Origin of the sequence: Paraburkholderia sp. J69-1, from assembly GCF_905220255.1 — a bacterium.
Classification (GTDB): Bacteria; Pseudomonadota; Gammaproteobacteria; order Burkholderiales; family Burkholderiaceae; genus Paraburkholderia.
Map to the genome: position 1 here is coordinate 1 of NZ_CAJMZG010000116.1, position 260 is coordinate 260.

General features: G+C 55.4%; 1 pseudogene. It reads right to left on the bottom strand.

Annotated features, from left to right (window positions below):
- Positions 1-2 precede the first annotated feature (2 nt).
- Positions 3-260 (bottom strand): annotated as a pseudogene (locus U5A67_RS40640) (hopanoid biosynthesis associated radical SAM protein HpnJ); the annotation flags it as partial.

Consider the following 260-nt stretch of genomic DNA (forward strand, 5'->3'; position numbering starts at 1 on the left):
CATCATGCCTCGTGCGCGCGCAGGAAGCGGAAGAACTCCACGCCTTCGCGCAGACGGCGTTTCATCATGTCCCAGCTCGTGAGCATTTCGCGCACGATTTCCCAGATCTTCGACGGACGGAAATAGAACTGGCGATAAAACTGTTCGAGGTGGTGATAAATCTCCTCGCGCGACAGATGCGGATAACCGATCGCCGCCAGTTGCACGCCTTCCTTGCTCACCAGATTGATGACCTTGTTCTCTTCCATCCAGCCGTTTTC